This window comes from Aminobacter sp. Y103A (assembly GCF_030294925.1).
In the GTDB taxonomy this organism is placed as follows: Bacteria; Pseudomonadota; Alphaproteobacteria; order Rhizobiales; family Rhizobiaceae; genus Aminobacter; species Aminobacter ciceronei.
Genome location: NZ_AP017986.1, coordinates 1,843,470 through 1,868,058 on the forward strand (window position 1 = coordinate 1,843,470; position 24,589 = coordinate 1,868,058).

Genomic DNA, 24,589 nt, shown 5'->3' on the forward strand with positions numbered 1-24,589 from the left:
GAATGCCGAATGAACACGTCGATCAGGTCGGGTTCAAGGGCGGAGTTGCAGTGTGGCGGCAACGTATATGTGACCGGCCATGCCGAAGGAGAAGACCAGATGTTCAAGAAGACAGCCGCAGCAGTTGCCATTGCCTCGACAGTCGCCGTTTTCGCGGCCGAATCCCATGCCGCTGCCTTTTCCGCCTGGGAAGTTGCCAGGGTGCCGTGGGGCGATACGCTCAACATCCGCAAGTTCCCGTCGAACGGCTCGCAGAAGCAGGCGGCCTATCCCAACGGCAAGGTGCTGCAGATGACCGGCCGTTGCACCGGCGGGGTCGATCTGCGCGACATCAGCCGTCTGCCCGTGTGGAAGCAGGAGCAGCGGGTCCGCTACAGCTGGTGCCAGGTCTGGCATGACCCCGCACAGAACGGCAACTACGTCACCGGCTGGGTCTATGGTCGCTACATCACCCCGTACTGACGCGTTTCCAGGCGACATTGCCGCAGCTGCCGCAACGGCGGAAAGCGGTTGTCGTTGACAAGGTCCGATTGCGCTTGCCCCTTGGCTGCCCGACGTCTATGCCCTCAGGTCAACAACGTGAGACACAAAGAGGGCCCGTCCGCTGACCTTCCTGATACTCATGCTGCCGTTTGCGGGAGCGTTGCTTGCACCTGCGCTCGTTCGCGTGATGAAACACAATGCCGGCTGGCTGCTGGCCGCCATTCCACTGGTCGTTTTTCTGCATCTTGCCGGCATGCTCGATGCGGTCAGCAAAGGCAGTTCGATTTCTGGTGGATTTGACTGGGCTCCGAGTCTCGGTCTTCGCTTCTCCTGGTTTCTCGATGGCCTGTCACTGACCTTTGCCCTGCTGATATCAGGCATCGGCACGCTGATCGTGATTTATGCCGGCGGCTATCTCAAAGGGCACCCGCATCAGGGCCGCTTTTTCTCGTTCATCCTGCTGTTCATGGGGGCGATGCTGGGACTTGTCGTCTCGGATTCGTTCCTGATGCTGTTCGTCTACTGGGAGCTGACGTCGATCACGTCGTTCCTTTTGATCGGCTTCGACCACGGGCGGGAAGCTTCGCGGCGCGCGGCACTGCAGGCGCTGCTGGTCACCGGCATTGGCGGGCTTTCCCTGTTGGCAGGTCTGCTGGTCATCGCCCAGGCAACCGGCATGAGCGAGCTCTCGTCGCTGCTCGGCTCCGGCGACGCCTTGCGCAACAGCCCGCTCTACCTTGCTGCCCTGTTGCTCGTGTTGGGCGGCGCTTTCACCAAATCGGCGCAGTTTCCGTTCCATTTCTGGCTGCCCAACGCCATGGAAGCGCCGACGCCCGTCTCGGCCTACCTGCATTCGGCGACCATGGTGAAAGCAGGCGTCTATCTGCTGATGCGCCTCAATCCCGTGATGGGCGACACTGCGGCCTGGGAGACGATCCTGCCAGTGTTCGGCGGCGCGACACTTGCGATTGGCACGTTGCTCGCTGTCAGGCAGACCGATCTCAAGCTGATGCTCGCCTACACCACGGTCTCCTCTCTCGGACTGCTGGTGATGCTGACAGGCCTTGGTTCCGACAAGGCGATCGAGGCGGCGGCGCTTTATCTGATCGCCCATTCGATGTTCAAGGGCGCGCTGTTCATGGTCGCCGGCCTGATCGACCATGAGGCGGGTACGCGCGACATCACCTGCCTGCGCGGCCTGCGCAAGGCCATGCCGATCACCTTCGCGGCAGCGATGCTTGCAGCACTCTCGATGGGCGGGCTGCCGCTGTTCTCAGGCTTTCTGGCCAAGGAACAGATTTATTATGCACTTGGTTCGCCGGAGGGCTGGCAGGCCGTGCTGCTCGTCATAGCCGTCTGCGGCAATGCGCTGATGTTTGCCATCGGATTTGCGGTGGCACTTCGGCCTTTCCTCGGCGATGTCTTGAGGACGCCGAAGGCGGCGCATGAAGGGCCGATATCGCTGTGGCTGGGGCCGGCTGTGCTCGGAGCCTTGGGACTGGCTGCGGCCGTTGCCGCGCCGATCACGCATCGGTTCCTGTCGTCGCCCGCGGCGAGCGCCGTTGCCGGCAGCCCCATCGAGGTCACCATCTCGACGATCCCGCACATCGGCGTGCCGCTGTTGCTGTCCGGCCTGACGGTCGCGCTGGGCATCGCCGCCTATGTCAGGCTCGACAGCTTGCGCGGCGCGACGGCTGGCGTTCTCCAGGCGATCGGCTGGGGCCCGGACCGTGGCTTCGACCAGGTGCTGCGCGGCCTCTTGCGGCTCGCGACAGGTCTGACGCGCATCATCCACAACGGCCGCCTCGACATCTACATGACCGTTACCTTCGTCGCGGTGGCGGCAGCGCTGCTGCTGCCGATGGTGCTGTTCGGCGAGCTGCCCTCGATGCCTGATGTGCCGGCATTGCGCTTCTATGAATGGGGCGTTCTGGCCATCGCCGTGATCGGCATCGCTGCCGTGGTCAAGGCGCGCAGCCGGCTGACGGCCATCGTTTCGCTCGGCATCCAGGGTTTTGCCGTCGCCTTGCTCTACATGCTGTTCGGCGCGCCAGACCTGTCCTTCACCCAGTTCATGGTCGAGACGCTGTCGGTGGTGATCCTGGCGCTGGTCATGACGCGGCTCAGGCTTGCGCCGACCGATCGCCGCCCGCATGCGCAGAAGCTTCTGGACATGGCAATTGCCGCAGCTTGCGGTACGGCCTTCGCGCTGCTTCTGCTCAAGGTGACGCAACTGCCGTTCGACGACCGGCTGTCGCAGTTCTTCAACACCTACGCCAAGACCATCGCCCATGGCCGCAATGTGGTGAACGTCATCATCGTCGATTTCCGCGGCCTCGACACGCTGGGCGAAATCGCCGTGGTGATGGTGACGGGCCTCGCCATCCTTGCGCTGATACGCATCCGCTCGAAAAAGGCGGACGTTCATGCCCCGGTCAGGAAGGAGGCGTAACATGCAGACGCTGATTTTCCGCACCGCCGCACCATACCTCACCGGCCTGATGCTGATGTTTTCGGTGTTCGTCTTGTTGCGCGGCCACAATGAGCCGGGCGGCGGTTTCACCGGCGGCCTGATCGCGGCATCCGCCTTCGCCATCCACGGCATCGCCTTTGGCGTGCCGGCGGTGCGCCGGGCACTCTACTTCCACCCCATGGCGATATCAGGCTTTGGGCTGTTTGCCGCCGCTGCGGCCGGTCTGCCGTCGCTTCTGTTCGGCGTGCCGTTCCTGACCGGGCTGTGGACGTCGCCCGCCTTCTTCGGGATGTCCGTCGACCTGTCGACGGTCATCGTCTTCGACATCGGCGTCTATCTGGTCGTGGTCGGCTCGTTCACCTCGATCGCGCTGGCGCTCGAAGACAGGGAGCACGACTGATGGAAGCCGTGTTCGCCATCCTCGTCGGCCTGTTCTTCGCTGCCGGCATCTATCTGATGCTGTCGCGGCACATCATCCGCATCCTGCTCGGCGTTGTGTTGTTCGGCAACGCGGTCAATCTTCTGATCTTCACCAATGGACGCATCATCCGCGAGGTGCCGCCGATCATTGCGGAAGGTCTCGACGTGCCGGCGGGCGCCGTGGCCAATCCGTTGCCGCAGGCGCTGATCCTGACGGCAATCGTCATCTCGTTCTGCTTCTTCTGCTTCCTGCTGGTGCTTGCCTATCGCGCCTATCAGGAGATCGGTACCGACGACACCGACAGCATGCGTGTCGCCGAGCCCGTGGACGACGGCTTGCCGCCGATGGGGTACTGAGACCATGGCCGTGCAAGGTGAGATCGTCGACAAGGCCGCTGCGATGGTTGCCGGGCCGATTGCATCAGTCGACTGGCTGGTCATTGCCCCGGTCGTACTGCCGATCATTGGGGGGGCCGTGCTTCTGTTGATCCGGCACAGCATTCGCTGGCATGCGGTGCTGGCGCTGGTTGTGCTCGTGGTCATGGTCGGCGCCAATGGCCTGCTGCTGCAGCGCGTGCTGGCAACAGGCCCGGTGTCGATGACGATGGGAAGCTGGCTGCCGCCATTCGGCATCTCCTTTACCGCTGACGTGCTGGGGGCTGCATTTTCGCTGACGGCTTCGCTCGTCGCATTCGTCTGCTGCGCCTATTCGCTGCGCGACATCGACGCGACCGGCAGGCGCTACGGCTTCTATCCGTTCCTGATGCTGATGATGGCCGGCGTCAGCGGCGCCTTCCTGACCGGGGACATGTTCAACCTCTATGTCTGGTTCGAGGTCTTCCTGATCTCGTCCTTCGGCTTGCTGATCCTGGGGTCCGACAAGGCGCAGATCGACGGCGCCACCAAATATGCGATCCTGAACCTGGTCGGCACGACCTTGTTCCTGATCGCGACCGGCTATCTCTATGGCACGTTCGGCACGCTGAACATGGCCGACCTTGCCACACGCGCAGGCCAGATCGGCACGGCTGCGCCGCTGATGACGCTGGCCACGCTCTATCTGCTCGCCTTCGGCATGAAGGCGGCGGCCTTTCCGCTCAATTTCTGGCTGCCGGCGTCCTATCACACGCCGCCCGTCATCACCGGCGCGCTGTTTGGCGGTCTTTTGACCAAGGTCGGCGTCTACGCATTGTTGCGGACGCTGGTGATGATCTTCGCCGCCGAACGGCTGGTGCTGGCCGGCCTCATCGGCTGGGTGGCGGTGGCGACCATGCTTATCGGCGCGCTTGGCGCCCTGGCGCAATCCGACATCCGCAGGATCGCCGGCTTCCTGGTCATCTCGGGCGTCGGGATCATGCTTGCCGGCATCGCGCTGGGCAGCAATGGCGGGCTGTCGGGCGCGATCTTCTACGCACTGCATTCGATGCTGGCGCTGTCGGCGCTGTACTTGCTCGGCGGGCTGATGCGCCAGCGCGGCGGCAGTTTTTCGCTGCACAGCCTGTCAGGGCTCTATGGCGCAAGTCCATTTCTCGCCGCGCTCGCCTTCATCATCTCGCTTGCGGTAGCCGGCCTGCCTCCCGGCTCGGGACTTTGGCCGAAGGTGATGCTGGTGCGGGCGTCGCTCGACAGCGGCGCCTGGCAGATTGCGGCCGCTATCCTGGTGAGCGGCTTCCTGGCGACCGTAGCCCTTGGCCGTGTGTTCATCCTCGCTTTCTGGCGCGAGGCTCCAGGTGACAAAGCTTCAAGTGACAAGACAGCGGCCGCTGGTCCGATGTCGGCGTCGGGTTGCTCAGCCCTTGTCGTTCTTGTTGCGGCGATGCTCGCGATGGGCGTCCTGCCGGAGCCCTTCATTCGGCTCTCGACGGCGGCGGCCAGCGGACTGCTCGACGCTTCGGCCTATGTACAGGCAGTCTTCCCGGCGGGGAGTGGATCATGATCCCTTTCCGCAACGAATTGATACTGGCGCTTGTCTGGGTCGCTGTCTCGGGAAGCTACTCGATCCCCAATCTGGTCTTTGGTTTTGCCGTCGGATGGGTGGTCCTGTTCCTGGTGCGCGACCAGATCCAGGCCACCAGGGCCGTCATCCGCCCGGTGGCGCTGCTTCTGCTGATTGCTTTGTTCATCAAGGAACTTTTCCTCTCGGCCTTCAGGGTTGCAAAGCTGGTGCTGTCGCCACGCATGGACATCAAACCCGGCATCTTCGCCTATCCTTTGAAGGTCGACCGGGATTTCGAGATCACCTTGCTCGCAAATCTGATCACGCTCACGCCCGGCACCTTGTCAGTCGACGTTTCCGATGACCGGCGCACGCTGTTTATTCATGGGATGGACTGTTCCGACCTGGACCAGGCGCGGCGCGACATCGCCCAAGGCTTCGAGCGCAGAATACTGGAGGCATTCAGATGATGTCTGGAACTGCTTTCCTCAACATCAGCGCGATCTTTGCGTTGGGCGTTCTCACCATCTCGTTTCTGCTGGTGGTGGTGCGCGTCGTGAAGGGGCCGTCCTTGCCGGACCGGATCCTGGCGCTCGACATGCTTGTTGCCGTTGCCATCGGATTTATTGCCGTTCTTGGCGTGCGTTCGGGCTTCACATTGTATGTCGATGTCGCCATCGCGCTTGGTCTTGTCGGCTTCCTGGCGACGGTTGCCTTCGCGCGTTTCGTGTTGAGCGGCGGCATCGATGCGAAGAAAGAAGAAGCCGAAGAGGACAGGCCATGATCGACGGAGCAGCCGACTATCTGGCCGGAGGTCTCATCATTGTCGGCGCGTTGTTTGCGCTTGTGGCATCTGTCGGGTTGTTGCGACTTCCTGATCTTTACACGCGCATGCATGCGGCGTCGAAGGCCGGCACGGTGGGATCTTGTCTGATGCTGATCGCGCTTGCTGCGCACATCGGCGAACCGGCAACCGCATTGCGGGCGCTGGCTGGGGTCGTGTTCTTCCTGCTGACAGCGCCGATCTCGGCCCATCTGCTTGCCAAGGCGGCATATTCGGCCGGTTATCGCATGTGGGAGGGGGCAGTGAGCGACGATTTGGCTGAAACGGCTGCCGTGGCAAAGAAGAACGGCCCCTCTGGCACTGAAGGTTGATAATGACCTTTCGGGACAACTTTCAGCGTTGTCAAAAATCATCTCATTTGAAGGCGTCAGCGTATCAAAAAGGTTCATTTGTTAGAGAAGTGATGAAATCATTGTTGTTGTAGTTCACAAAGAATAGTGAATTGACTTGTTCTGGAGACGGGCTCATTAAAGTGATGGAGTGCGAGTCGCAGAGGCAATCTACGATACAAGAACGCACCGCATCCCGATCGGAATATCGGGCAAAAAAACATCCAGTCACATTGGGGCCTAAGCATATGGATACTTCCGAAACGCCTGCAACCAACAATGACACGCTGATCGAGTTGACCGCCGATGTGGTGGCTGCCTATGTCAGCAACAATCCAGTTCCGGTGGGAGAACTTCCGGGCCTGATCGCAGATGTCCACGCAGCTCTCGGCCGCGTTGGCAATGTCACCGAGACGCCGCCAGCCGACAAGCAGAAGCCGGCCGTCAATCCCAAGCGCTCGGTGCACGACGACTACATTATCTGCCTTGAAGATGGTAAGAAGTTCAAATCGTTGAAGCGTCACCTGATGACGCACTACAACATGACCCCCGACCAGTATCGCGAGAAGTGGGGCCTTGACGCCGCCTATCCCATGGTGGCGCCCAACTATGCGGCTGCGCGTTCGCAGCTCGCCAAGAAGATGGGCCTCGGCCGCAAGCGCAAGAGCAAGTAACGCCCTTCGAAAGAGTTTCAGCTTGCGGCGCCCGCGGGCGCCGCATTGCGTTTTGGCCTGGGATGGTGCGGCACAGCGACAGCTGGTCCGGCTGGCCAGGAAAGACGCTCGTCAGCCGGTCGCGCACCTGCCTGAGGACGATGCGGCGATCGAGATCATCGCTCCGGTGGCGATCCTCTGGGCCTCTCGCGTTCGATTGCCTGCTCGGCCGATGCGGTGCTCGCCGCACGACAATGCGTCGACGTCACCGCAAGGTGCTGCCGAGCTGAAAAGGTGCTGCCCAGCATCAAGGGACGGAGGCGCCCGAGATGCGGCTGAGACGGAGGCTCAGGCGATCTGGTGGAGCGCTGCCTCGGCATCACGCTTGATGCGCTTGACCATCGAACGCAGGCCGTTTGCGCGCTGGGGCGACAGATGCTCGTTGAGGCCAAGCTCCTTCAGCGTCGCCTCGGCGTCGATGGCCGTGATCTCGCTGGCGCGATGGCCTGAAAAGAGCGCAAGCATGATGGCAACCAGGCCGCGCACGATATGGGCGTCGGAAGTGCCTTGGAAATGGATGACCGGGTCGGTCCCGTCGCCAAGATGGGTCACCAGCCAGACCTGGCTGACGCAGCCTTGCACCTTGTTGCTGTCGGTCTGGGCGCTTTCCGGAAAGGGCGGCAGCGCTTCACCCAATTCGATGACATAGCGATAGCGGTCCTCCCATTCCTCGAGGAATGAGAAGTCGTCGCGAATGGTGTCGATCGAAGCCGTCATGATGGGTTGGATATAGTCGCAGCATCGCTGCCCGTCACGAAAAAAGCCCGTCACGAACAAAGAAAGACACCGCAGGCGCCAGAGGCGGGCGACCTGCGGTGTGGCCTGGCGCCTTGAGCTTGCAGCCGGGCTGGCTGAGCCGAAGCGCTGAACCGAAAGGGATTGGCTGCCCGAACGCCTGCTCCGTTCGCGGCAATGCCTTGTGTCGGAAATCAGTTGGCCGGAGCCGCGGGCCTCGGGGTCGGCACGGCGGCAGCCTCGGCCGGCACGATGCCAGCTTCCGGGCCAGCTTCCGGGCCAGCCTCTGGAGCAGCCTCGGGAACGCTGCCGGTCTGCGTTGCCGTGTCGGGCTGGCCGAACTGCTCATCGAGCGCCTGATAGGCGATGCGGGCGCTTTCACGGGCCCTGACACCGATGGTCTGCATCGCGGCCTTGCCCGTCTCGCAGACGTCAGGCTTGCGCTCGCAGATGCCGGCGAGGTCGCCGACGGCTTCGCGGGCGGCAAAGATCGCCTGCAGCGGGCTCACGCTGTTCTCGCCATTCGGCCCGGTGCCGAGCGGCAGAAGAAGAAGGACGAGCGAGAACCAGAATGCGGTCCTGATGAGAAAGCCCATGGTGTGCCTCTTACTGTGTGGCGGGCCTGTTTGTTTTTTGTCGACCCACATCTTGTTGAGCCGACAATGACATGGAGGAACAAAGGAGCGATTGCTGCAAACGGTGGCATTTTGCGCAGGCTTTTCACCAAAGTTTAACGGACTGGCTCGGCTCGCGCAGGTGGTTTCGCAGGCAATGTCTCACGGTTTCCGTAAGCAATTGATTTAAATTGAAAAACCGCGGGCAAATGCGGCCAGGACAGATTCGCGGGCGCCAAGTCGGCAAATAACCCCCTGTTTACCATGGCGATAACTGTTCTCGAATGTCGGCGCTGTGATCCCGATATTCGCCGCGTAGCCGGGTTTCGGTCGGCCAGCCTTATCCCTTCATTAAAGGCTCGGTGCGAGTTTGGGACAACTACAGAAGAGCCGCAAAGCGAGCCACGGAAGAGTGCGTAGCGTTGAGTTTTGTCATGACCAGATACGGTGAGTTTTCCGGCGCGATGGCCGGCGGCTGCGACCGGCTGGTCCATCCGTCAGCAGATGGCATCGAGCGTTCGCGCCAGCGGCGGCTCGTCGGCTTGCTGCTGGCGGCGCCTTTCCTGGTTGCCGGCGCGGGTGTGTTCCTGGTCTCTGCCAATCTCGGCGCAGCCTCGACCTTTGCCGTCATTTTCGCGGCCTTCAGCCTGAGCTGGCTTGCTGCATTGCTGATTGCTGCGACCGGCAAGACCGGACAGATCGGCACGACATCTCTTGTTGTCGCAACGACTGCGATCGCTGCGATCGTTGCCGCGGCGGGCGGACTGACGTCGCCGGCGACATTGCTTGTCGCGGCACTCCCGCTCGAGGCGCTGTGGGTCTGGCGAACGCGCAAGGCGGCAAAGTTCGGCACTGTGGCGGCCGCCGTCGCGCTGCTGTCCCAGGCTGCTCTCGGTTCCATGCCTTTTGCAGATGGCGCAGCCGTCTCGGCCTGGCAGTGGCTTCTGCCGGTTGCCTGGCTTGCCACATTTGCCGTTCGTGCCGGTGCTTTCCTCGATCGCCGCGTCGAACAGCAAGACGCGCCCGCTGGTTCTCTCGAAACGATCCTCAAGGCGGTCGTGCTGCGCATTGCCCATAATGGCGACGTGACCGACGTCTCCGAGCAGGCTCGGACAATGCTCAGGCTGCAGCCGGAGCTGCTGTTGGGAACGGCGCTTTTCGACCGCATCCATGTTGCCGATCGTGTCGGCTATCTCTGCGCGCTGGCTGACATGCGCGACGGTGCGCAACTGCGCGAGGTTGAATTGCGCCTGCGCCTGCCCAGGCAGAATGAGGGTGACGCCGGTGACAATTTCCGGCCGTTCGCGCTCGAGCTGATGAAGGCCGACGGTCAGGCCTTCGTTGCCGTCGTCCGCAACAACGACACGGTTGCCGAACTGCGCGATCAGCTGGCAACCGCAGCTGACGCGGTCAAGAGCGCCGAACTCGCCAAGAGCAACTTCCTGGCTGCCGTGAGCCACGAACTGCGGACGCCGCTGAATGCCATCATCGGTTTTTCCGACATGTTGCTGCACGAGATGTTCGGTGGCTTCAAGGAGCCGCGCCAGAAGGAATATGTCGGCATCGTCCGCGATTCCGGCCAGCACCTGCTCGACGTGGTGAATTCGATCCTCGACGTCACCAAGATCGAATCGGGCTGCTATGCGATCACGCCTGAGCCGTTCAGGTTCCGCGATGCTGTCGACATGTGCGCTTCGATGCTGGCGCTGCAGGCGCAGGCCAAGTCGCTTGACCTTGTGGTAGAGGTGGCCGCCGGCACCGGCGAGGTCAAGGCTGACCGGCGCGCCGTGCAGCAGATGCTGATCAACCTCGTCTCCAATGCGGTCAAGTTCACGCCCGATGGCGGCAGGGTCGAGATCGGCGCCAAGCGTCTCGGTTCGCGCCTGCACTTCTGGGTTTCCGACACGGGCATCGGCATTGCACAGGACGACCTGTCGCGGCTGGGCACGCCGTTCACGCAGATCCAGAACGACTATACCCGCCGCTTCGAAGGCACCGGCCTCGGACTGTCGCTGGTCAAGGGACTGGTTGCCCTGCACGACGGCACGATGTCGATCGAGAGCGCGCCGGACGAAGGAACGACCGTCACCATCAGCCTGCCCATCGAGGGCCCCGCCTACCGGCCCGAGCCTGCGCGGGGCGAGTTGATGAAGCTTCCTGCCGGCAGGAACAAGGAGATGCGCAGTGGCCCGCTCCGCAAAGCAAGCTAAACGGCAGGTCATTGAGGAACGTAGCCCGCTGCAGGACGGCGTCCTGGCGCTCGGCGGGCTGATTGCCCGCAACCCGGTCCTGGTGGGCGGATCGACGGCGTTCATGGTGGCGCTGTTTTATGTCTCGGCGAATGCGCTCTGGTATCAGCCCTATGCGCACAAGGGCGCCTTCTTCTCGACCCGCGAAGCGGTCGAGTTTCCCGACATGAACCAGAACGCGCCCGAGACGACGATCAAGATCGAACGTCCCGAGGAGGCTGCGGGGGCCGTGCGCCCGCAGGGCGATCCGCGCATCGAACGGGTGCAGGGTATTCTCAAGGACCTTGCGTTCTACGACGGCAACGTCGACGGGTTGAACGGTCCGGCAACGCGCGGCGCCATCCAGGCCTACCAGAAGAAGGTCGGCATGGCGGCATCAGGCGAAATCGACGCGCAGCTGCTCGAGCAACTGGGCGCGGCCGACACCACCGCAGGCATAGCCCCGCGACCGACACCACGTGAACAGGTGATGCCTGCAGCGGCACAAAGGGCAACACAGGCTGCGACGCCGGCACGTGCCGAGCCTGCCGCAGATACCAGCGCGCGGATCATGAAGATCCAGGCCGGGCTGAAGGCTTTCGGCAATGACGGCATCGAGATCGACGGCGTCCCCGGGGCACGGACGAAGTCCGCAATCCGTGAATTCCAGGCTCTGTTCGGGCTGCCGGAAACGGGCGAGCCCGACCCTGGCGTCTATGCCAAGATGCGCGAGATCGGCCTGACCAACTGAAGCAGGGCAGCATTGGCTCGGATTGGCCTGTGCGCGCCGAGCCGCTATAGAGGCTTCGTCGAAACTGCGATCGGGCCGGTCCTATGCGTCTCACCACTGACTTCTGGGTGTCGGCCCTTTTGCGTCGCGTCTTCGGCGAAGGCGGGTTTGGCGCGATCCTCAACCGTGGCGCGCTGGAAGCCGGTGCCGTCTTCATCCTCACCCGCGATCGTTTCGGCCGCTCGAACCTCTACGGCCCGGCACCGCAGACCAGCTACGACATGGCCCGACCCGGCGAACGCCAGTTCAGCCTGCTTGAAAGCGATGATGACGGCACGGCGATCGAAAAGCGGCTCGAACGCGAGCGGCGTTTCGACCCCGACATTTGGGTGGTCGAGATCGAGCCCGGCAAGACCGGGATCGTCGACCTCGTTGCGATTACGACGCCTTGAGCCGGTCGCCCTTGGGCGTAGAGGACTTGACCCTCGTCTGCAGGCGCTCGGCATTGCTGCGGATGCGGGCACCGACCGACGCGGCCTTCCAGTCGCGAACACGGTCGAGTGCCACGTCGCGATGCAGGGCGCGATAGCGCTCCAGGAACAGCCTGACCGATTCCGCATGGGCGAACTGGCCGGGCAGGATGGCGGCGGCGAGCAGGAATGCCTGCTCTTCGGCGAGGTCGAGCGCCTTGAGCGCGTCGATGAGCTGGGAATAGCCAGACTTCTCGGTGATCGAGCGAGCGGCGAGAAGGTCGATTTCCAGCGCGTCGGCAAGCGCTGTCTGGAAGAAGCTGTCGTTGCCCGTCAGCGCCGTCGTCTTGAGCCTGTCGTAGGCCGGCGCGCGCTCTTCATCCGGCATTGCCTGGCGGGGCGTGGCCGGCGTCATCATCGCGCGCAGCTTGCGGCGGACATTCTCGGCAAGCTCACCGGGGACGGGGCCATTGGACATGACGGGTGCAGCGATCGCTTCGGCGGCTTGCGACGCGTTGGCGGCCGTCTCCTGCTGCCTGGTCATTTCGGGATACACCAGGCGTGGGCGCTCGAGCACCCGGATCAGGTCGGCAATGGTCTTGTGCAGGTTCGGGCGGCGGGCGATCGCGCGCGCATGCGGCAGGCCGTGACGGCCGATCAGCGCGATCAGCGTGACGTCGGACAGAACAGGTGACCGCACGAGCAGCGGTGCTGCGATGTCGACGGGTTCGTCGCAGAGTTTGCGGACCAGGCCGAACGGCGCGTATTCGCTTTCCGAAAGGGCTGCGGCGACAAACCGGCGGGCTTCCACCGACACCTTGTCGAACAGCGGCAGGGTCAGGTCTTCCAGTTGGGCGATCTCGCGGCGCGAAGGGCGGGGCAGGGCGCAGAAGGCTGAGACTGCTGCTCGGAACAGCCGCTCTGGCTTACCGGTTTCGCGTCCGATGGCAATTTGCCTGAAGTCCGATGCTGACACGAACGGGTACGCCTGACAAAAACTCGACACTGCCCTGGATCGTCTGACGCCCACGCGCCATGGCTTCCTAAGGTGAACATAAACTTAGCGAGGATTTGTTAGCGCACTGTTAACTCTGGCGTTAAGGAATCCGTTTGTTACCAATTGGTTACGCGGATTTTCCAGCGAAACCGGGCAAAGCGGGCCGCACCAGGCCCGTGTCATCGGCAATGCTGCTGCTTTCACGCGCGTCTAACGGCGATCGGATATCAAGGGGGTGCCAAGGGCGCAGGCGAGAACCAGGAATTGAATCAAATCCTTGGCAGTAACGGTCTGTTAACCTCTCTGCTGGCCTTATCGAAGCGGAGGCGTTGCGTGCTTACTCCGGTCGAACCGAGAGGGAAATCGCGAACCATGGGCAGTGTTGTGTCATTCATGCCGCGTCAGGCGGCCATCCGCCGGTCTCCCCGGACAGCGGAAACTTCGGCATCCATCATCATCTTTCCAGGCGTGCGCTACGAGCGGACCAAGGGCCCGGCTTCGGGTGCCGGTGAGTTGCGCAACGATGCGCCCCGCCGCAACGATCCGGTGCCGCGTCACTGAAGGCAACGGAGCGGAGCATCCGCAAGGCTGGGCATTGCACGCCCGGCTTGCTGCGCACCCTTACTGGATGTCGCAGTTGATGCCGTCGAGGAAGCGCGACACCGTCGGCTTCCAGCTGTCGTCGGGAACGAAGACGCGAACGACGACGATGCCTTCATCGATGGGCGTTTCGACGAAAATCGATTTCTCGAACTCGGTTGGCAGCTCCTTGCGCAGGTCGATCATCTGTGCCGGTGTCAGCACAACGAAATCGAGGGTGCCGTCGGTCGCGGTGCGGTCGTTGAAGCTGTAGATGTTCTGCCCGCTGCGGTCGTAGACCGAGACCGACCAGTAGGGGACCTTGCCGGCATTGTCGATGCGGACGACACCTTCGTCGAGATCGAAGCGGCAGGCGGCCTCGAAGAAGGACGGATCGAGCGCCTTCACCACCGGCGTGCCGCCGATCTCCTGGTCGAGACGGACGACCTTGTTGGGGCCGGCGACCATGGCAAGGCGCGACCAGGCATCGCGCTCAGAGAAGCTCGGCACCAGAAGCAGGATGACGATGTGGGCGATGCCGGCGCCGATCAGGCCGATCGCCAGGGCATGAAGCAGCCTACGCATTGCACTGGACCCTGACGATGCGCGGCATCTCGATGCCGGAGAGGCCGGTGCTGCTGGCAATGGGCGTGTCGTAGAAGGTCAGCACCAGGTTCATCGCGCCGACACCTGTGACCGAGAGCCAGTTGCCTGGTTCGGGCCGCGTGCCGACCGCGACGCTGATCGAGTTGTCGGGCTGGCGCAGCACTTCCAGCGAATGCAGCGTGGCATCGCGGCGTATCCCCGATTTGAGCGCGATATGCGCCCTGTCGGTCGCATAGAGCGTCCAGAATCGGGCGACCGGCAGCGACCCTTCGATGCGGTAGTTGCATTCGCTCTTCAGGGTAACGCCTGCGGAGTCGCGGTCGGCGACAAAGCTGAGGCCCTCGGCGCGGCCCAGCGCCAGAACGCCGTCGCGGGCGACACGCGCTTTCGAATAGGGGTCGGCTTCCGGGGTGCCGATGTCGGGAAAGGCGGTCCAGGGGCCGACTGACACGGCGCCGATGCCCTCCTGCGAGTTCAGCACCATGCCGACACTGGCAGCGCCGCCGCCGACAGCGATGGCGAGGGCGAGGGCGATCAGGATCGATTGTTTCAGCATGAGCCGCCGCAGGATGGAGTTGGCGGAGGAATATCCTGCCCTTTGACAGGAAGGCAAGCGGGCAGCGGCTGCAACCGGTGGGCGAACATGTGCTGGCTGGATCCTTGCCCCGATGTCACAGTGCCGACAGCGTCTCGGGTTCGGGCGGTGCAACGATCGCGGGCGCCTTGTGGAAGACGTCGGCGATGTCGCGCAGCGCACGGGTGGTCGTGCTGGACAGGACGGGAGGACGGTCGGAGGTATCGACGGCCTGCTGCGGCCCGTTCTTGGCGGCGTCCTCGGCCTTGGCGATGGCCGCCGGATCGACATAGGGATCCTTGATGCCGGGGATCGGCTTGAGGTCGATGTTCTGGTGGGCGTAGGCCATGAAGCGCTGCCAGACCATGGCAGGAAGCGAGCCGCCGGTCATGTTGTTGGTGGTCGAGAAGTCGTCATTGCCCAGCCAGACGGCGGCTGTGTAGTTGCCGGTGTAGCCGATGTACCAGGCGTCGCGATAGGATTGGGTGGTTCCCGTCTTGCCGGCGGAGCGGATGTTGGACAGCGCCGCCTTGCGCGCCGTGCCGACCTCGGGGATCTGCACCATGATCGAGTTCATCGAGGCGACCGCCTGCTCGGACAGCACGCGGTGCGGCGGCGGCGCATCCTTGCTGTAGTCGTAGATGAGCTGGCCGGAATGGGTGACGAGCTGGGTGATGCCGTGGCGGGTGCCGACGATGCCGTTCTGCGCCAACACGCTGTAGCCGGTCGCCTGATCCATGACGGTCAGGCCCGAGGTGCCGAGCACCATCGTCTTGTGCGAGCTGACAGGAGATTCGACGCCCATCGCCTCGGCCATCGCCTTGATCGGCGGGATCGACAGATGGTCCTTGGCAAGGCGTACCGGCACGGTGTTGATCGACTTGATCAGCGCGGTCGACAGCGTCATGCGCCCGGAATAGCCGCGGGTGTAGTTCTTCGGCGACCAGGCACCCCAGCTGATCGGGCCATCCGAAATGATCGATTCCGGCGTGAAGCCGTTTTCCATGGCGGTGGCATAGACATAGGGCTTGAACGACGAGCCGGTCTGGCGCTGCGCCCTGGTGGCGCGGTTGAACTGGCTGGCGCCATAGTCACGCCCACCGACGATGGCGCGCACCGCACCATTGGTCTCGATGACGACGACCGCACCTTCGGTGACGTGATACTCCTTGCCGAACTGGCGAAGGTGAAATTCGACCGACTCTTCCGCCGCCTTCTGGATGTTCATGTCGATGGTGGTGCGGGCGACCAGCGAGTGGATGCCTGATTTCGCCGCGATCTTCTTGACCTCGTCGAAGGCCCAGTCGAGGAAATAGTCGGGGCTCTTGCGGTCGCCGCGGTCGACGATGTCGGCCGGATGCAGCCGTGCCGACAGCACCTGGCCTTCGGTCATGAAGCCTGCCTGCACCAGGTTGCTGAGCACGACATTGGCGCGGGCGCGGGCGGCGGGAAGGTTGATGTGGGGCGCGTATTTGGTCGGCGCCTTGAACAGGCCGGCAAGCATCGCCGCCTCGGCGAGGTTGAGGTCCTTGACCTGCTTGCCGAAGTAGAAGTCGGCCGCAGCTGCAATGCCGAAGGTGCCGCCGCCCATATAGGCGCGGTCGAGATAGAGCTGCAGGATCTCTTTCTTGGACAGGTTCGATTCGAGCCAGATCGACAGGAAGGCTTCCTTGACCTTGCGCTCGACGGTGCGTTCGTTGGTCAGGAACAGGTTCTTGGCCAGCTGCTGGGTCAGGCTCGAACCGCCCTGGACCACCGAATTGGCGCGGACGTTTTCCGACATGGCCCTGACAAGGCCGAGAAAGTCGATGCCGTAATGCTCGAAGAAGCGCCGGTCCTCGGTCGCCAGCACCGCCTTGATGACATGGTCCGGCATCTCGTCGACCGGCACCGAGTCGCGCTGGATGATGCCGCGCTGGCCGATCTCGTTGCCGTAGCGGTCGAGGAAGGTGACGGCGAAGTCGTCCTGGTTGCGCCAGTTGCCGGTGGTTTCCTGGAAGGCCGGCATGGCCAGCGCCAGCATCACCACCGAGCCGCCTGCGGCCATGGTGAAGGATTCGCTCAGGACCTCGATGACTCCGCGGCGCCAGCCTTTGACGCGGAAGCGGCGGAAGAAGATGGTGGCATTTTCCCAGAACTGCTGCGCCCGGAAGCGGAGTTCATACAGCGACGAGTCGAGCCAGGCGTCGAATGCCAGCAGACCCGCCGAGATGCGGCCTCTTTTCTTGCGCGGTGGGATGGGATTTTCCATTCGAGACGAGCCCGGCACGTGACTGCAGCTTACACCAAAACACTTTTGCTGGCGAATTCAGGGCGCGCGTCCCTCGGCCCAGCTTCGACTTGTCCCCGATTTTTGTTGCCGCGACAAGAGCAAGTTGAACACAGTCCAGCGATTAGCAGGCAAGCTGCTTTACCCCTGAGATCATGAACATATTGAACCCGAACCCCCGAAATCTGCGATCCGGGCCGCCGCCATGACCATGCCGATCGGGGCAGGCTTTTTGGCGGTGTCGACGATGCGGCGATGACCGATACCCTGATGCGGGTGATCCCTGGGCGTCCGGCGCCGGTTGCGATCTTTGCCCGGATGTCGGCAAAGGGCGGATCGGCGAGAATGAGCAGACTTGCATATGCGCGTGTTTGCATGAATTCATTGTTCATTCCACGTTCAGCACTGGCGTATTAGAAATCCTGCCATGAAAACGCTTCGCTCCATATTCCGGCCTGCCATGACTGCGGTCTGCGCGCTTGGCCTGTTTGCCACCTCGGCGGCAGCGGCGCCGATGCCGTCGGCGGAAGGTGGCGAATATCTCGTGGCTGCCGCGGATTGCTACTCGATCGGCCAGCAAGTGGCCGACGAGCATGGTGGCACCCTGGCGCGGGCGTCCGAATCCAACCAGGGCGGCCAGTCGGTCTGCGTCATCGTGGTGCTGGTGCCGGCCAAGGACGGCCAGCGTCCGCGTCGCGTCGAGGTCGTGGTGCCGGCCAACTAGTCTGGATTTCCCGCAACTCCGGAATCGCCTATATCTCCATCATCTTTTCACTGGTCGCAAAACCGCATGCGCATACTCGTCGTCGAAGATGACAAGGACCTGAACCGCCAGATCTCCGAGGCGCTGACCGATGCCGGCTACGTCGTCGACAAGGCCTTTGACGGCGAGGAGGGGCATTTCCTCGGCGACACCGAACCTTATGACGCCATCGTGCTCGATATCGGCCTGCCGCAGATGGACGGCATCAGCGTCGTCGAGCGCTGGCGCCGCGAGGGCCGCAAGATGCCGGTGCTGATGCTGACGGCGCGCGACCGCTGGAGCGACAAGGTTGCCGGCATCGACGCTGGCGCCGACGATTACGTCACCAAGCCGTTCCATATCGAGGAAGTGTTGGCGCGGGTGAGGGCGCTGATCCGCCGCGCCGCCGGCCATGCCTCGTCCGAACTGTCCTGCGGGCCGCTCCGGCTCGACACCAAGGCCTCCAAGGCCGACGTCAACGGCGTGCCGCTCAAGCTGACCTCGCACGAGTTCCGGCTGCTTGCCTATCTGATGCACCATATGGGCGAAGTCGTCTCGCGCACCGAGCTTGTCGAGCATCTCTACGACCAGGATTTCGACAGGGATTCCAACACGATCGAGGTGTTTGTCGGGCGTCTTCGCAAGAAGATGGGCATCGACATGATCGAAACCGTCCGCGGTATGGGCTACCGCATGCGCGAGCCGGAGGCGTAAGGCGGAACAGCTGGCCAAACGACTGGGGCGCTGGAAGCGTTACGCGCTCGGGCTCGGACCGCGTTCCCTCGCGTTTCGCGTCATCGCGTTCTCGACCGTCTGGGCGATCCTCGCCTTTGCCCTGATCTTCACCGTCATCAGCTCGCTCTACCGCCAGACCAGCGAGCGTGGTTTCGACAGCCTGTTGTCGGCGCATCTGTTCAATCTCATCGGCTCTGTCGGCGTTTCGGACAGCGGCACGCTGACCGGCGGCCCCGATCTCGGCGATCTCAGGTTCTCCGAGCCTGAATCGGGCTGGTACTGGTCTGTCGAGCCGGTGTCCAAGGGCCTCGTCGGCCAGCTCAGGTCGTCGTCGATGACCGAGCCGGTCACATCGCCTGACGTCGCCGACGTGCCGTTCAACGCCGAGTTCCAGCGCCATTATCGCGTCGCCGGCATCGTCGGCGAGGAACTCGAGGTCTTCGAGACCGAGTTCGTGCTCGATGCGCAGAACCGCATCGCGCGGTTCCGTGTCATGGGCAACCGCTCCGAGCTCGAAGCCGAGATCAGCGGCTTCGAATGGCGCCTGTTCACCTATCTCTCGCTGTTCGGCCTCGGCATGATCGCGATCAACGCCATCGCCATCCTGCTCGGCCTGCAGCCGCTGGCGCGCGTGCGCAACGCGCTGGCCATGGTGCGAGAAGGCACGGCGCAGCGCCTGACCGGGCGGTTTCCCGCCGAGATCCAGCCGCTCGCCAACGAAACCAATGCGCTGATCGAAAACAACCGCCGCATCGTCGAGCGCTCACGGACCCAGGTCGGCAACCTGGCGCATTCGCTGAAGACACCTCTGGCGGTGATGCTGAACGAGGGGCGCGCCTTGGGCGGGCCCAAGGGGCAGCTTTTCGCCGACCATGCCACCGCCATGCAGAAGCAGATCGACCATTATCTCCAGCGCGCCCGGGTGGCCGCACAGCGCGAAAGCGTGGTCTACCGCACGCCGGTGGCGCCTTTGCTCCAGCGCATGGTGCGGGTGATGGAGAAGCTCTCGCGGGGGACGGCGTTTTCGCTGAACTTGCCGGCGACCGAGGTGGTGTTCGCCGGCGAACGCGAAGATCTCGAGGAAGTTGTCGGCAATCTGCTCGAAAACGCGATGAAATGGGCGCACAGTGCGGTCAGGATTTCCGTCGAAACGGCCGAGCCGGTGAATGAGGAGCCGCCACGGTTTTCGATCCTGATCGAGGACGACGGTCCGGGCATTCCGGAGGACAAGGCGCGCGAGGCGTTGCAGCGGGGCAAGCGCCTCGACGAGACCAAGCCGGGTACCGGCCTCGGGCTGGCGATCGTCGCCGATCTGGTCAAGGAATATGGCGGCACGCTTCGGCTCGAGCGCTCGACGATGGGCGGATTGAAGGCCGTCGTCGAGTTGCGCGGCGTCCAGTAGGGAATAGCAGGAGAAATGGCTGGCCGAATCGGCCCCATTTCGGCCAAAGATGCAATCTAACGCGGCGCCAAGCCCTTGTAAGCGGACGCAAATTCGGGACCGGTGATGAGCATGAGATTTCGGGTGGCACTGGTTGCAGCATTGCTTGCCGGCTCAGGCTGCACGACCACCAGCCTGAGCAGCGGTGGCGGCGTGGTGCCGGCGCTTGGCGGCGGTGACGATGGCTCGAGCGGCAAGGTTGCCACGCGCATCATCAATGCCATGGATGGCGGCCTCATCGGCGGCACGATCGGCAATGGCCTGAACGGCGACGACCGGCGCAAGGCGCTGGAAGCCGAGTACCGCGCGCTGGAATATGGCCAGGGTGGACAGGCGGTCGCCTGGAAGGGCGGCGATCGTTCCGGCGAAGTCGTGGCCGCGCAGCCCTATCGCGTCGGCTCTCAGGACTGCCGCCAGTATTCGCAGACCGTGTTCACCACCGGCACGCCGTTGATCGCGCGCGGCACGGCCTGCCGCAATGCTGATGGAAGCTGGACGCCGCTGACCTAAGTCTTCACGCGTTGTTGCTTTGGCAGGGGCGTTCGAACCGTCAATAAGCCGCAGCACGGAGATGTTGGCAGCTTGGAGGCTGCTGGCTATTTAGGTGACATGCAGTTCTGGATCATAGCCGCTGTTCTGACGCTTGGTGCAAGCCTTGCGGTCTTGTTGCCGCTGACGCGGCAGACCAGGGCCAGGGACGATGCCAGCCATGACCTCGAAGTCTATCGCGACCAGCTTGGCGAGGTCGACAGGGATGCGGCGCGCGGGCTGATTGCCGCCGCGGATGCCGAACAGGCCCGCGCCGAGATCGCCCGCCGGATCATCAGGCTGGATGCCGAAAATGCGCGCGAGCCAAAGAAGGCATCGCAGCTCGGACCGCGTCTCGTCGGCATGATCGCCGTGCTGGCCGTGCCGCTGCTGAGCTGGGGCGTCTACACCGCGATCGGCTCGCCCACCGTTCCCTCCCAGCCATTGAGCGCGCGCCTGTCGCAGAAACCGGCGGACAGCTCGGTCGACGAGCTGATTGCCCGCGCCGAGGCGCATCTGGTGGCCAATCCGTCCGACGGCCGCGGCTGGGACGTGCTCGCCCCTGTCTATCTCAGGATCGGGCGCGCCAACGACGCCGTCACCGCCTATCGCAACGCCATCCGCATCCTGGGGTCGACCACTGCGCGCCAGGCCGGCCTCGGCGAGGCGATTGCCGCCGCCGCGGGCGGCATCGTCACGTCGGACGCGCGTCTCGCCTTCGAGGCCGCGCTCAAGCTCGAGCCCGCCGATGCCAAGGCGCGCTATTTCCTGGCGCTGGCGCTCGCCCAGGAGGGCAAGATTTCAGACGCCGCCGCTGCCTGGCGGCTGCTGGCCGCAAGCCTGCCTGCCGACTCGCCGTGGCGTGCGGCAACCGAGCAGGCGATAGCCCAGGCGGAGGTGCGTACCGCACCGGTCAAGGAGGCCGCCGGCGCGCCTGCACCGAGCCAGGACGACATCGACGCCGCCGCATCCATGTCGTCGGGCGATCGCACGGCGATGATCGAGGGCATGGTGGCGACGCTGGACGAAAAGCTGCGCCAGAACCCGCGCGATCCGGAAGGCTGGGTCCGGCTGGTGCGTTCATACCAGGTGCTCGGCAAGACCGATCTGGCGCAGGATGCGCTCGGCCGCGCCTATGCGGCGCTGGGCCGCGACAGCGAGGACGGCCGCAAGCTGACCGAACTTGCAGGCTCGCTTGGCCTTGATGTCACGGAGTAGACGATGACGCGCAAGCAAAAACGGCTTTCGGTGATCGCGGGCGCGCTGGCCTTCCTGGGCGCCGCCACCGCGCTGACATTCTACGCGCTTGGCCAGAAGGCGTCCTATTTCTACATGCCCGCCGACCTGCAGACGGCGACCCTGCAGCCCGGCCAGCGCATTCGCCTCGGCGGCCTTGTCGAGAACGGCAGCATCCTGCGCGGGCAGGGCACCCAGGTCGAGTTCGGCGTCACCGATTCCGAAAAGACGGTGAAGGTGCGCTACACAGGCATCCTGCCCGACCTCTTCCGCGAGGGGCAGGGCGTGATCACCGAAGGCAGCTTTGGCCCCGACGGCGAGTTCATCGCCGACAGCGTGCTGGCCAAGCACGACGAGAACTACATGCCCAAGGAAGTCGCCGACAGCCTGAAGGCAAAGGGTGTATGGCAGGAAACGACGCAATGAATGGCGGGCAGCGCTGATGGTCGAGACGGGTCACTTCGCGCTTATCCTGGCGTTCGCCCTGTCGCTGGTGCAGTCGCTGGTCCCGCTCTATGGGGCCTATAAGGGCGACACCAGGCTGATGGCGGTCGGTGGTCCGGTGACCGTAACCGGTTTTGCCCTGATCGCCCTGTCTTTCGCCGCCTTGACCATGGCCTATGTCCAGTCCGACTTCTCGGTTGCCAATGTCTGGGAGAATTCGCACTCGCTGCAGCCGCTGATCTACAAGTTCACCGGCACCTGGGGTAACCACGAAGGCTCGATGCTGTTGTGGGTGCTGATCCTCAGCTTCTTCGGCGCCCTGGTCGCGGCCTTCGGCAGCAACCTTCCGGCCACGCTGCGCGCCAATGTGCTCGCCGTCCAGGGCTGGATCGGCACGGCCTTCCTGCTGTTCATCCTGATCACCTCCAACCCGTTCGCCCGCCTCGTGCCGGCGCCGATCGAGGGCAAGGACCTCAACCCGATCCTCCAGGACATCGGCCTCGCCGTTCATCCGCCGCTGCTCTATCTCGGTTATGTCGGCTTTTCCGTCTGCTTCTCCTTTGCGGTCGCAGCCCTGATCGAAGGCCGCATCGACGCGGCCTGGGCCCGCTGGGTGCGGCCGTGGACGCTTGCCGCCTGGGTGTTTTTGACCGGCGGCATCGCCATGGGATCCTACTGGGCCTATTACGAGCTCGGCTGGGGCGGCTTCTGGTTCTGGGATCCGGTCGAGAACGCGTCCTTCATGCCCTGGCTGGCCGGCACCGCACTGCTGCACTCGGCCATCGTCATGGAAAAGCGCTCGGCGCTGAAGATCTGGACGCTGCTGCTCGCCATCCTGACGTTTTCGCTGTCCTTGCTCGGTACCTTCCTGGTGCGTTCGGGCGTGCTGACCTCGGTCCACTCCTTCGCCAGCGACCCGAGCCGCGGCGTGTTCATCCTGTGCATCCTGACGCTGTTCATCGGCGGTTCGCTGGCGCTGTTTGCCTTCAGGGCGTCGCAGCTTGCGGCCGGCGGCATCTTCCACCCGATCTCGCGCGAAGGCGCGCTGGTGCTGAACAATCTGTTCCTGACCACGGCGACTGCGACCGTGCTGATCGGCACGCTCTATCCGCTGGTCGTCGAAGCCTTGTTCGGCGACAAGATTTCCGTCGGCGAGCCGTTCTTCAACCTCACCTTCGGCCCGCTGATGATCCCGCTGCTGGTCGTCGTGCCGTTTGGCCCGTTGCTGGCCTGGAAACGCGGCGATGTCTTTGCTGTGGCGCAGCGGCTGATGTTTGCCTTTGGCGCCGCCTTGCTGGCGGTGCTGGTGACCTTCCTGTTCATCGACGGCGCCTCCGTCTTCGCCGCCCTCGGCGCCGGTCTCTCGGCCTGGCTGGTGCTCGGCGCGCTCACCGACCTCGCCTTGAAGGCAGGCATCGGCAATGTCGCGCCCAGGATGGCGCTGCGCCGTTTCGTCGGCCTGCCGCGCTCGGTGTTCGGCACGGCGATCGCCCATCTCGGCCTTGGCCTGACGCTGCTCGGCATCGTCGGCGTGCTCTCCTTCGAAAAGGAAGCGATCCTTGTCATGAAGCCGGGGCAGGTGGTTGAGATCTCCGACTACCGCCTGCGCTTCGACGGGCTGACGCCGGTGCGTGGACCCAACTTCACCGAGGATCAGGGCCATTTCTCCCTGCTCGGCGCCAATGGCCAGCCGAGCGATGTCATCATGTCGTCCAAGCGCTTCTATCCGGTGCGGCAGATGCCGACGACAGAGGCCGGCATCAAGACGATGTGGCTCAGCCAGCTCTACATCTCGCTCGGCGATGAAGCGGGAGACGGCTCGGTGGTCGTGCGTGTCTGGTGGAAGCCGCTGGTCACGCTGATCTGGGGCGGATCGCTTGTCATGATGCTGGGCGGCTTCGTCTCGCTGCTCGACCGCCGCTTGCGGGTGGGCGCGCCGGCGCGGCGCAAGTCCGCCGCCAAACCAGCTGCGGTGACGCCATGAAGACCCGGCTGGCGGCGCTTGCCGGATTTGTCGCCGCACTGCTGTTTGCGGGAACCGCGCTTGCGGTGAAGCCCAGCGAAATGCTCGCCGATCCGAAGCTCGAGGCGCGCGCGCGGCTGCTTTCGGAAGAGCTGCGCTGCATGGTCTGCCAGAACCAGTCCATCGACGAATCCGATGCCGAACTGGCCGGCGACCTGCGCGTGCTGCTGCGTGAGCGGTTGCTGGCCGGCGACAGCGACGAGCAAGTGATGGCCTATATCGTTTCGCGTTATGGCGAGTTCGTGCTGCTCAAGCCGCAGTTCAATCTACGCAATGCCTTGTTGTGGGGCACGCCGGTGCTGTTGCTGCTCGGCGGCGGCGCCTTCGTCGTCCTGCAGGCCCGCTCGCGGCGCAGGCAGGAGCCGGCCGGCCTGACAAAGGACGAGCAGGCAGCACTCGACGCGATCCTGAACAAGGACGCCTGAGCCACGTCAACATTA

28 protein-coding genes are annotated in these 24,589 nt (G+C 63.8%); 21 read left to right on the forward strand and 7 right to left on the reverse strand.

All coding sequences use genetic code 11. The features are described from left to right. The first annotated feature begins 99 nt into the window (after window positions 1-99). The 9 genes from Amn_RS08845 (at window position 100) to Amn_RS08885 (ending at window position 7,159) form a co-directional block, all read left to right on the forward strand. A complete protein-coding gene (locus Amn_RS08845) occupies window positions 100-462 on the forward strand; it encodes an SH3 domain-containing protein (protein ID WP_067966909.1) in 363 nt (120 codons plus the stop codon). 154 nt (window positions 463-616) lie between these two features. After that, window positions 617-2,935, forward strand: a complete 2,319-nt coding sequence (locus tag Amn_RS08850) for a putative monovalent cation/H+ antiporter subunit A (RefSeq protein ID WP_286297971.1) — start codon at window positions 617-619, stop codon at window positions 2,933-2,935. 1 nt (window position 2,936) lies between these two features. Continuing rightward, a complete protein-coding gene (locus Amn_RS08855; RefSeq protein WP_286296311.1) occupies window positions 2,937-3,356 on the forward strand; it encodes a Na+/H+ antiporter subunit B in 420 nt (139 codons plus the stop codon). Next, window positions 3,356-3,733, forward strand: coding sequence for a Na+/H+ antiporter subunit C (locus tag Amn_RS08860; RefSeq protein ID WP_067964363.1), 378 nt, complete (start codon window positions 3,356-3,358; stop codon window positions 3,731-3,733). Before Amn_RS08855 ends, Amn_RS08860 begins: the two co-directional genes overlap by 1 nt. A 4-nt stretch (window positions 3,734-3,737) precedes the next feature. Then, window positions 3,738-5,312 carry a Na+/H+ antiporter subunit D gene (locus Amn_RS08865; RefSeq protein ID WP_286296313.1) on the forward strand — a complete coding sequence of 525 codons (1,575 nt, stop codon included), beginning with the start codon at window positions 3,738-3,740 and terminating at the stop codon, window positions 5,310-5,312. Further along, window positions 5,309-5,782, forward strand: a complete 474-nt coding sequence (locus Amn_RS08870; RefSeq protein ID WP_067964359.1) for a Na+/H+ antiporter subunit E — start codon at window positions 5,309-5,311, stop codon at window positions 5,780-5,782. The genes Amn_RS08865 and Amn_RS08870 overlap by 4 nt, the downstream gene beginning before the upstream one ends. Next, on the forward strand, window positions 5,782-6,096 hold the full coding sequence (locus Amn_RS08875; RefSeq protein ID WP_083948784.1) for a cation:proton antiporter: 315 nt from the start codon (window positions 5,782-5,784) through the stop codon (window positions 6,094-6,096). The genes Amn_RS08870 and Amn_RS08875 overlap by 1 nt, the downstream gene beginning before the upstream one ends. Continuing rightward, a complete protein-coding gene (mnhG, locus tag Amn_RS08880; RefSeq protein ID WP_154384983.1) occupies window positions 6,093-6,467 on the forward strand; it encodes a monovalent cation/H(+) antiporter subunit G in 375 nt (124 codons plus the stop codon). The genes Amn_RS08875 and mnhG overlap by 4 nt, the downstream gene beginning before the upstream one ends. 266 nt (window positions 6,468-6,733) lie before the next feature. Next, window positions 6,734-7,159 carry a Ros/MucR family transcriptional regulator gene (locus tag Amn_RS08885; protein WP_154384984.1) on the forward strand — a complete coding sequence of 142 codons (426 nt, stop codon included), beginning with the start codon at window positions 6,734-6,736 and terminating at the stop codon, window positions 7,157-7,159. Window positions 7,160-7,486: 327 nt separating this feature from the next. Here Amn_RS08885 and Amn_RS08890 read toward each other — a convergent pair whose 3' ends face one another. Together Amn_RS08890 and Amn_RS08895 are read right to left on the reverse strand one after the other, a co-directional pair. Then, a complete protein-coding gene (locus tag Amn_RS08890; protein ID WP_182575523.1) occupies window positions 7,487-7,915 on the reverse strand; it encodes a SufE family protein in 429 nt (142 codons plus the stop codon). A gap of 212 nt (window positions 7,916-8,127) precedes the next feature. Next, window positions 8,128-8,529: a DUF5330 domain-containing protein gene (locus Amn_RS08895; RefSeq protein WP_263007785.1), complete on the reverse strand. Its 402-nt coding sequence runs from the start codon at window positions 8,527-8,529 to the stop codon at window positions 8,128-8,130. A 452-nt stretch (window positions 8,530-8,981) separates the two neighbouring features. On the opposite strand from Amn_RS08895, the gene Amn_RS08900 reads away from it, so the two are divergent. From Amn_RS08900 to Amn_RS08910, 3 genes are all read left to right on the forward strand, one after another. After that, the gene (locus Amn_RS08900) at window positions 8,982-10,757 is read left to right on the forward strand and encodes a sensor histidine kinase (protein ID WP_286296327.1); all 1,776 of its coding nucleotides are present in this window, start codon (window positions 8,982-8,984) and stop codon (window positions 10,755-10,757) included. Continuing rightward, window positions 10,732-11,526, forward strand: a complete 795-nt coding sequence (locus Amn_RS08905) for a peptidoglycan-binding domain-containing protein (RefSeq protein WP_286296329.1) — start codon at window positions 10,732-10,734, stop codon at window positions 11,524-11,526. The genes Amn_RS08900 and Amn_RS08905 overlap by 26 nt, the downstream gene beginning before the upstream one ends. An 83-nt stretch (window positions 11,527-11,609) precedes the next feature. After that, window positions 11,610-11,957, forward strand: a complete 348-nt coding sequence (locus tag Amn_RS08910) for a DUF1491 family protein (protein WP_067964346.1) — start codon at window positions 11,610-11,612, stop codon at window positions 11,955-11,957. On the opposite strand, the gene Amn_RS08915 is transcribed toward Amn_RS08910, so the two are convergent. Then, entirely contained in the window at window positions 11,944-12,951 is a 1,008-nt protein-coding gene (locus Amn_RS08915) for a DUF2336 domain-containing protein (protein WP_286296331.1), read from the reverse strand. The two genes, Amn_RS08910 and Amn_RS08915, sit on opposite strands and share 14 nt — an antisense overlap. Window positions 12,952-13,344: 393 nt before the next feature. Between Amn_RS08915 and Amn_RS08920 the strand changes: the two genes are divergently transcribed. After that, on the forward strand, window positions 13,345-13,533 hold the full coding sequence (locus Amn_RS08920) for a hypothetical protein (protein WP_067964341.1): 189 nt from the start codon (window positions 13,345-13,347) through the stop codon (window positions 13,531-13,533). A 60-nt stretch (window positions 13,534-13,593) separates the two neighbouring features. Here Amn_RS08920 and Amn_RS08925 read toward each other — a convergent pair whose 3' ends face one another. The 4 genes from Amn_RS08925 to Amn_RS08940 form a co-directional block, all read right to left on the reverse strand. Beyond that, complete coding sequence (locus tag Amn_RS08925) at window positions 13,594-14,136, reverse strand: DUF1254 domain-containing protein (protein ID WP_067964339.1); 543 nt, start codon at window positions 14,134-14,136, stop codon at window positions 13,594-13,596. Beyond that, complete coding sequence (locus Amn_RS08930; RefSeq protein WP_286296337.1) at window positions 14,129-14,713, reverse strand: DUF1214 domain-containing protein; 585 nt, start codon at window positions 14,711-14,713, stop codon at window positions 14,129-14,131. Before Amn_RS08930 ends, Amn_RS08925 begins: the two co-directional genes overlap by 8 nt. A gap of 115 nt (window positions 14,714-14,828) precedes the next feature. Continuing rightward, window positions 14,829-16,982, reverse strand: coding sequence for a transglycosylase domain-containing protein (locus Amn_RS08935; RefSeq protein WP_286296339.1), 2,154 nt, complete (start codon window positions 16,980-16,982; stop codon window positions 14,829-14,831). Window positions 16,983-17,011: 29 nt separating this feature from the next. Beyond that, entirely contained in the window at window positions 17,012-17,392 is a 381-nt protein-coding gene (locus Amn_RS08940) for a hypothetical protein (protein ID WP_157097147.1), read from the reverse strand. Window positions 17,393-17,427: 35 nt separating this feature from the next. Between Amn_RS08940 and Amn_RS08945 the strand changes: the two genes are divergently transcribed. The 8 genes from Amn_RS08945 (at window position 17,428) to Amn_RS08980 (ending at window position 24,574) form a co-directional block, all read left to right on the forward strand. Beyond that, the gene (locus Amn_RS08945; protein WP_067964334.1) at window positions 17,428-17,724 is read left to right on the forward strand and encodes a hypothetical protein; all 297 of its coding nucleotides are present in this window, start codon (window positions 17,428-17,430) and stop codon (window positions 17,722-17,724) included. Between the two features lie 66 nt (window positions 17,725-17,790). After that, window positions 17,791-18,456, forward strand: coding sequence for a response regulator transcription factor (locus tag Amn_RS08950; RefSeq protein WP_067964332.1), 666 nt, complete (start codon window positions 17,791-17,793; stop codon window positions 18,454-18,456). A gap of 22 nt (window positions 18,457-18,478) precedes the next feature. Then, complete coding sequence (locus Amn_RS08955; RefSeq protein ID WP_286297974.1) at window positions 18,479-19,879, forward strand: ATP-binding protein; 1,401 nt, start codon at window positions 18,479-18,481, stop codon at window positions 19,877-19,879. Between the two features lie 105 nt (window positions 19,880-19,984). Beyond that, on the forward strand, window positions 19,985-20,428 hold the full coding sequence (locus tag Amn_RS08960; protein ID WP_353622422.1) for an RT0821/Lpp0805 family surface protein: 444 nt from the start codon (window positions 19,985-19,987) through the stop codon (window positions 20,426-20,428). A 99-nt stretch (window positions 20,429-20,527) separates the two neighbouring features. After that, entirely contained in the window at window positions 20,528-21,664 is a 1,137-nt protein-coding gene (gene ccmI, locus Amn_RS08965) for a c-type cytochrome biogenesis protein CcmI (protein WP_286296344.1), read from the forward strand. Between the two features lie 3 nt (window positions 21,665-21,667). Further along, window positions 21,668-22,108: a cytochrome c maturation protein CcmE gene (ccmE, locus tag Amn_RS08970; RefSeq protein ID WP_067964325.1), complete on the forward strand. Its 441-nt coding sequence runs from the start codon at window positions 21,668-21,670 to the stop codon at window positions 22,106-22,108. A 16-nt stretch (window positions 22,109-22,124) separates the two neighbouring features. After that, window positions 22,125-24,110 carry a heme lyase CcmF/NrfE family subunit gene (locus Amn_RS08975; protein WP_286296348.1) on the forward strand — a complete coding sequence of 662 codons (1,986 nt, stop codon included), beginning with the start codon at window positions 22,125-22,127 and terminating at the stop codon, window positions 24,108-24,110. Further along, complete coding sequence (locus tag Amn_RS08980) at window positions 24,107-24,574, forward strand: cytochrome c-type biogenesis protein (protein WP_067964321.1); 468 nt, start codon at window positions 24,107-24,109, stop codon at window positions 24,572-24,574. The genes Amn_RS08975 and Amn_RS08980 overlap by 4 nt, the downstream gene beginning before the upstream one ends. Window positions 24,575-24,589: the final 15 nt, after the last annotated feature.